We start from the raw sequence: 5,816 nt of genomic DNA, 5'->3' as shown, positions 1-5,816 counted from the left end.
GTCTTCGGTGAACGCACTCTGGCCACACTGGAGCGTCTTCTGAGCCTGCTGTCGGCCTTTGAGGTCGTGGTATGGATGACGGATGGCTGGCCGCTGTATGAATCACGCCTGAAGGGAAAGCTGCACGTTATCAGCAAGCGTTACACTCAGCGCATTGAGCGACATAATCTGAATCTGAGACAACATCTGGCAAGGCTGGGACGGAAGTCACTGTCGTTCTCAAAATCGGTGGAGCTGCATGACAAGGTCATCGGGCATTATCTGAACATAAAACACTATCAGTAAGTTGGAGTCATTACCAAACGGCAGCTCTGATACTTGCTTCACAGGTCAACATTTTTTTAACAATTAAGTGCAATTATATCTCTCGCCAGCAGAATGATTTTCACGTTTACTATGAACCACCTTTTTATTTCCACCGTGAGGGATTATGCGTTTCCGCCAGTTGTTACCGCTTTTTGGCGCGCTGTTTGCGTTGTATATCATTTGGGGCTCAACCTATTTTGTCATTCGGATTGGCGTGGAAAGCTGGCCTCCGTTAATGATGGCAGGCGTTCGATTCCTGGCAGCCGGTATTTTATTGATGGCATTTTTGCTACTGCGCGGACACAAGCTCCCCCCGCTACGTCCGCTGCTCAATGCCGCGCTGATTGGCCTGTTATTGCTGGCTGTCGGTAATGGCATGGTGACGGTTGCCGAGCATCAAAATGTTCCTTCCGGCATCGCCGCCGTTGTGGTTGCAACCGTGCCCCTCTTTACCCTGTGCTTCAGCCGCCTGTTTGGCATTAAAACGCGCAAATTGGAATGGGTGGGTATCGCCATTGGGCTTGCCGGAATCATCATGCTCAATAGCGGTGGAAATTTAAGCGGCAATCCGTGGGGCGCGATTCTGATTTTAATCGGCTCGATTAGCTGGGCGTTTGGCTCGGTTTATGGCTCGCGCATTACCTTACCTGTAGGGATGATGGCGGGTGCGATTGAGATGCTGGCGGCAGGCGTGGTGTTAATGATCGCGTCGATGATTGCAGGTGAAAAACTGACGGCGCTCCCTTCCCTTTCAGGCTTCCTTGCGGTCGGCTATCTGGCGCTGTTTGGTTCGATTATCGCCATCAACGCTTATATGTATTTAATCCGTAATGTCAGTCCGGCTCTCGCCACCAGCTACGCCTACGTTAACCCGGTGGTCGCGGTCTTGCTGGGTACGGGACTGGGCGGAGAGACGCTGTCGAAGATTGAATGGCTGGCGCTCGGCGTAATTGTCTTCGCGGTGGTACTGGTCACGTTGGGAAAATATCTCTTCCCGGCAAAACCCGTAGTTGCGCCAGTTATTCAGGACGCATCAAGCGAGTAAATGAATCCCCTGCGTGTCGATCTGCGCGCTGGCACCTTCGCCGCAGATCCACTCTTCCAGACGCTCGGTAAGCGCTTCATCCGTCAGCTTCTCGCGCCCACGTAATGCACACTCCCAGACAATCAGTACGCGCCAGCCGAGTTCCTGCAAACGACTGATATCGCGGCGATCGCGTTCAACATTTTTACCTATCTTCTCCAGCCAGAACTCGGTTCGAGTCGCAGGTACTTTAAACAGATAGCAGTGATGATGATGCCAGAAGCAGCCATGGGTAAATATCACGCAGCGATATTCATCAACGACAAAATCCGGGCTTCCGGGCAGACTGGCGTCCTGAACGCGAAACGCTAGGCCCTGCCCGGTTAACAGACTGGCGAGGCGCTTCTCAATCGCCGTATCACGCGTGGCAATCGCGCGCATATTTTTGCTGCGAGTGGCCTTATCGTGAACGTCGGCCATGTTGTGCCTCTTGCTGACGCAACGCCACCGCCTGTTTGATTTTTGGCTCAAGCAGTTTTGCCACCGCGGCAAAGACCGGCACGACCACCGAGTTACCGAACTGGCGATAGGCCTGAGTGTCCGAAACCGGAATGCGGAATTTCGCTTCTCCCGGCGCTTCAAAACCCATTAAGCGCGCGCATTCCCGAGGCGTTAACCGACGTGGACGATGTTGCTGATTCAGCGGATCGTCAAAGTCTTTCTCACCTTTGGCCATATCCCAGCCGCGATCGATTAAAATTTCCGCGCCATCTTTGTAATAACGCGCAGACAGCGTACGCGTGACGCTTTGCGGATTGTTCGGATAAACCATTCCATAACCGAAGCCGTTACCGCGCGCCTGATGTTTTTTCGCATATCGATAGAGGTACTTCCACAGCACCGGCGTCAGGATATATTTCGCCTCGACCATCGGGTCCAACAGCTGCGCCAGCGTCACTCGCTGTGCAGGGAAACATTCGCTGATATCACGCAGAGTAAAATCGGCTTTCAGATTAAGATCGCGACGAAAACCCACCAGCACGATGCGTTCACGGTGCTGCGGCAGAAAATGTTTACCATCGATGATTTTCGGATCGTCCGGCCCGTTATCTTCTGCATCAGCCACGTCATAGCCCAGTTCGTCCAGCGTCTGCATGATGATGCGGAACGTTTTACCCTGGTCGTGACTTTTCAGGTTTTTGACGTTTTCGAGCACAAACATCGCCGGACGACGCGCGTCGATAATGCGTACCACATCAAAAAACAGCGTGCCCTGGGTATCGCAGGCAAAACCGTGCGCCCGCCCGAGCGAGTTCTTTTTCGATACGCCAGCCAGCGAAAATGGCTGACAAGGGAAACCGGCCAGTAAAACATCGTGTTCAGGAATGTGTTGACGAATATGTTCCGCCGCCGCCTCATCACTCACGCCTTCTTTATGGCTGAGGGTGATATCGCGGATATCTTCATTAAAATGATGCGTCGCCGGATCGCAATAATGGTTGGCTTTATAAGTGCGTACCGCATGTTTGTTCCATTCGCTGGTAAACACGCATTGTCCGCCAATCGATTCAAAACCGCGACGGATGCCGCCAATTCCGGCAAATAGATCGATAAAGCGAAACGCATAATGCGGATGATGTGCCGGTGGTTTGGGTAACAACGTTTGCAGATGGGCGAACTCTTTCTCACTTAAACGGTGCCATGCCGAGTCATTCGCCAGCGCACGTTTTAAAATTGCCGCGCTCCAGTGATTCTCACCCACACCATTAAGCTGCGCCACCAGCGTTTTAACATCATAAATTTGCAGCAGTTTCTCCAGCATTGCCTGTGCGGCATTCCCGGTGCTGTATGAATCGGTTACTGATATATTTTCCTGCATAGATTTAACCGCCATCTGAGATGGCCGACAGGTTAACATAATTACAGCCATTTAGGGCCACGCGCTTATCCCGCGGGTGAAAACGCATCTATCACCTTGTGATCGACACCTTCATTCTCCCCCGCCAGTTCGGCACTGAGCTTCGCCATAAACTCGACTAAAAAATGCGCGTTGTGCTGCGCCAGCTGCTTGCCTCTTGCGGTTTGCATGGTTTGCGGTAGCTTCAGCAACTTAGTCTGGAAATGATCCAGCGCGTAGCGTTTATCATCAAGCGGGCGATGCTGTGCGAACGGATCTTCACCATCAAACAGCGCCACGCCCAATGCCCCTGAAACGGCAAACACGCGCGCCAGGCCAATCGCCCCCAGGGCTTCCAGCCGATCCGCATCCTGGACGATTTTAGCTTCCGTTGTTAAGGGGGCGATTTGCGCGCTGAAACTGTGAGCGGCAATGACATGACAAACGGCCTCGATTTTCTCCGCCGGAAATTGCTCGAACTCTTCACGGAGCAGGCGACGCGTCTCTTCTGCCGCCAGGATTGAAGAACGCTGCCTTTGCGGATGATTTTTCGCCAGGCTCACAATATCGTGAAAATAACAGGCGGTTAAAATCACCAGCATATCGACATCGTCATCTGCCGCCAGCTTCTGTGCCGTAGCCCAGACGCGGCGAAAATGACACACGTCATGGGCCGCGTCCTGGTGCTGATGATGGTTTTTCAACCAGTTTTCGAACTGTGCCTGCCAGTGTTGTAAGTCCATACGCGCTCCGTTGCCAAAGAGTCGCCACCTTAGCAGTTTTTATTCATAGCGTCTGCTACGTGCGGGACGAGGTCGGGTGTACCAGGCAATGCTGCCTAACAATGCCCCGACCAGAGCCATAAATAAAAATCCGACCAGTGCCCCTAACCACTTTCCCGCGGTAGAGCCTAAATCGCTTTCAAATCCCGACACGGGGGCATCGGGGATCAGGCTCATCACCCAGATGTAACGCGCCATTGCCCAGACGAAATAGCCACACCATGTATAGAAAGCCCACAAAGCCAGTTTGCCGCCAGGGCTGCGAGAGAGTCTCTCTTCCATCTTTGTCGAACCGTATTCCATTTTGAGATAATCCGGAAAATTCAGACTTAGTACTATTATGTGATAAAAGTCACATTTTTCCACATTGGATGAGCCAGTCAAGACTCAATCATTTTTTGAACAAATAGATAAATTTTGCGCAACGGCAGTGAATACAGGAAAAATCGTTTTGAGCGATTTTATTTATCTTTGATATCGGCTTTATTAATTCATTTAATCAATATATTAGCACTGATTACAATTATACCTTTTTATTATTCTGTGTCATGATGCTTCCGTTATTAGCCTTTTATCGTCTTGTTTATATTTTTTGGGCCGGCATGATGCCGCTTTTTTTTATGCCTTCATTAATGTGCGCCTGATCACACCAGCCGTTTGGCGCAACAATCATTGATACCCCCTATGTTTCCGCTCAACTCATAACATATTGATATACATTTATAATTTTCATGAATATTTATATTTAGAATTCATAATTCTGAATTACATTAAATAGATTAGAAACATTTTGAAATCTTTTAAATACATTTGTTGCATGTAACACTTAAAATAAAATGAACTTCATAGAATAGTATCCAAATGTGCTTTTTTTTGGATAACGGCACTTATTGATATATTCATGAAGATTATAATCACAAGGGAATACATAATGAAAAGAAAAGTTCTGGCAATGCTGGTCCCGGCGTTATTAGTTGCTGGCGCAGCAAATGCGGCTGAAATTTACAATAAAGATGGCAATAAAGTTGATTTCTACGGCAAGATGGTTGGCGAACGCATCTGGTCAAATACTGATGATAATAACAGCGAAAACGAAGATACCTCCTATGCTCGTTTCGGTGTTAAAGGTGAAACCCAAATCACCAGCGAACTGACTGGTTTTGGTCAGTTTGAATACAACCTCGACGCCAGCAAGCCCGAAGGCTCTAATCAGGAAAAAACCCGTTTAACCTTCGCAGGTTTGAAATATAACGAGTTAGGATCTTTCGACTATGGTCGTAACTACGGTGTTGCTTATGATGCCGCAGCTTATACCGATATGTTAGTTGAATGGGGTGGTGATTCCTGGGCTTCCGCTGACAACTTCATGAACGGTCGTACCAACGGTGTTGCAACCTACCGTAACTCTGATTTCTTTGGTCTGGTTGATGGTCTGAATTTTGCTGTGCAATATCAAGGTAAGAACAGCAATCGTGGCGTTACTAAACAAAACGGTGATGGCTATGCGTTGTGGATTTGCCCCTATATTTCCAGACATCTGTTATCACTTAACCCATTACAAGCCCGCTGCCGCAGATATTCCCGTGGCGAGCGATAACCCAGCGCACTATGCGGATGCCATTCGTTATAATGCTCGAACGCCTCTGCAAGGTTCTTTGCTGCCGTTAACCCGTCTGGTTTGGGCATGATACTGATGTAGTCACGCTTTATCGTTTTCACGAAGCTCTCTGCTATTCCGTTACTCTCCGGACTCCGCACCGCCGTGTTCTTCGGTTCAAGTCCCAACATCCGGGCGAACTGGCGTGTT

The 5,816-nt window shown here is 49.5% G+C and carries 6 protein-coding genes and 2 pseudogenes; 3 read left to right on the top strand and 5 right to left on the bottom strand.

All coding sequences use genetic code 11. The features are described from left to right. Together BFF42_RS10140 and yedA are read left to right on the top strand one after the other, a co-directional pair. A pseudogene (locus BFF42_RS10140) lies at nucleotides 1-285 on the top strand (IS1-like element IS1X2 family transposase); the annotation flags it as partial. Between the two features lie 145 nt (nucleotides 286-430). Continuing rightward, the gene (yedA, locus tag BFF42_RS10135; RefSeq protein ID WP_001212248.1) at nucleotides 431-1,351 is read left to right on the top strand and encodes a drug/metabolite exporter YedA; all 921 of its coding nucleotides are present in this window, start codon (nucleotides 431-433) and stop codon (nucleotides 1,349-1,351) included. Here the strand turns inward: yedA and vsr are convergent. The 4 genes from vsr to drpB form a co-directional block, all read right to left on the bottom strand. Beyond that, nucleotides 1,340-1,810 carry a VSPR family DNA mismatch endonuclease gene (gene vsr, locus BFF42_RS10130; protein WP_000786008.1) on the bottom strand — a complete coding sequence of 157 codons (471 nt, stop codon included), beginning with the start codon at nucleotides 1,808-1,810 and terminating at the stop codon, nucleotides 1,340-1,342. The genes yedA and vsr overlap by 12 nt on opposite strands. After that, nucleotides 1,791-3,209 carry a DNA-cytosine methyltransferase gene (gene dcm / locus BFF42_RS10125; RefSeq protein WP_001157236.1) on the bottom strand — a complete coding sequence of 473 codons (1,419 nt, stop codon included), beginning with the start codon at nucleotides 3,207-3,209 and terminating at the stop codon, nucleotides 1,791-1,793. The genes vsr and dcm overlap by 20 nt, the downstream gene beginning before the upstream one ends. Before the next feature lie 65 nt (nucleotides 3,210-3,274). After that, on the bottom strand, nucleotides 3,275-3,970 hold the full coding sequence (locus tag BFF42_RS10120; RefSeq protein ID WP_000365568.1) for a phosphohydrolase: 696 nt from the start codon (nucleotides 3,968-3,970) through the stop codon (nucleotides 3,275-3,277). 39 nt (nucleotides 3,971-4,009) lie between these two features. Continuing rightward, the gene (drpB, locus tag BFF42_RS10115) at nucleotides 4,010-4,291 is read right to left on the bottom strand and encodes a cell division protein DrpB (RefSeq protein ID WP_245938293.1); all 282 of its coding nucleotides are present in this window, start codon (nucleotides 4,289-4,291) and stop codon (nucleotides 4,010-4,012) included. A 649-nt stretch (nucleotides 4,292-4,940) separates the two neighbouring features. Here drpB and BFF42_RS10105 point away from each other — a divergent pair. Next, a pseudogene (locus BFF42_RS10105) lies at nucleotides 4,941-5,519 on the top strand (porin); the annotation flags it as partial. An 11-nt stretch (nucleotides 5,520-5,530) separates the two neighbouring features. Here BFF42_RS10105 and BFF42_RS10100 read toward each other — a convergent pair. Further along, a partial coding sequence (locus BFF42_RS10100) for an integrase core domain-containing protein (RefSeq protein WP_000318964.1) occupies nucleotides 5,531-5,816 on the bottom strand: 286 nt, incomplete at its 5' end.

The organism is Shigella sp. FC1661, assembly GCF_001712525.1.
In the GTDB taxonomy this organism is placed as follows: Bacteria; Pseudomonadota; Gammaproteobacteria; order Enterobacterales; family Enterobacteriaceae; genus Escherichia; species Escherichia coli.
This window is presented reverse-complemented; position numbering and strand designations above follow the sequence as displayed.

Bases quoted from the DNA above. Each gene is read 5' to 3' on its own strand.
- yedA (WP_001212248.1), top strand. From the start codon at position 431: ATGCGTTTCCGCCAGTTGTTACCGCTTTTTGGCGCGCTGTTTGCGTTG.
- vsr (WP_000786008.1), bottom strand. From the start codon at position 1,810: ATGGCCGACGTTCACGATAAGGCCACTCGCAGCAAAAATATGCGCGCG.
- dcm (WP_001157236.1), bottom strand. From the start codon at position 3,209: ATGCAGGAAAATATATCAGTAACCGATTCATACAGCACCGGGAATGCC.
- BFF42_RS10120 (WP_000365568.1), bottom strand. From the start codon at position 3,970: ATGGACTTACAACACTGGCAGGCACAGTTCGAAAACTGGTTGAAAAAC.
- drpB (WP_245938293.1), bottom strand. From the start codon at position 4,291: ATGGAAGAGAGACTCTCTCGCAGCCCTGGCGGCAAACTGGCTTTGTGG.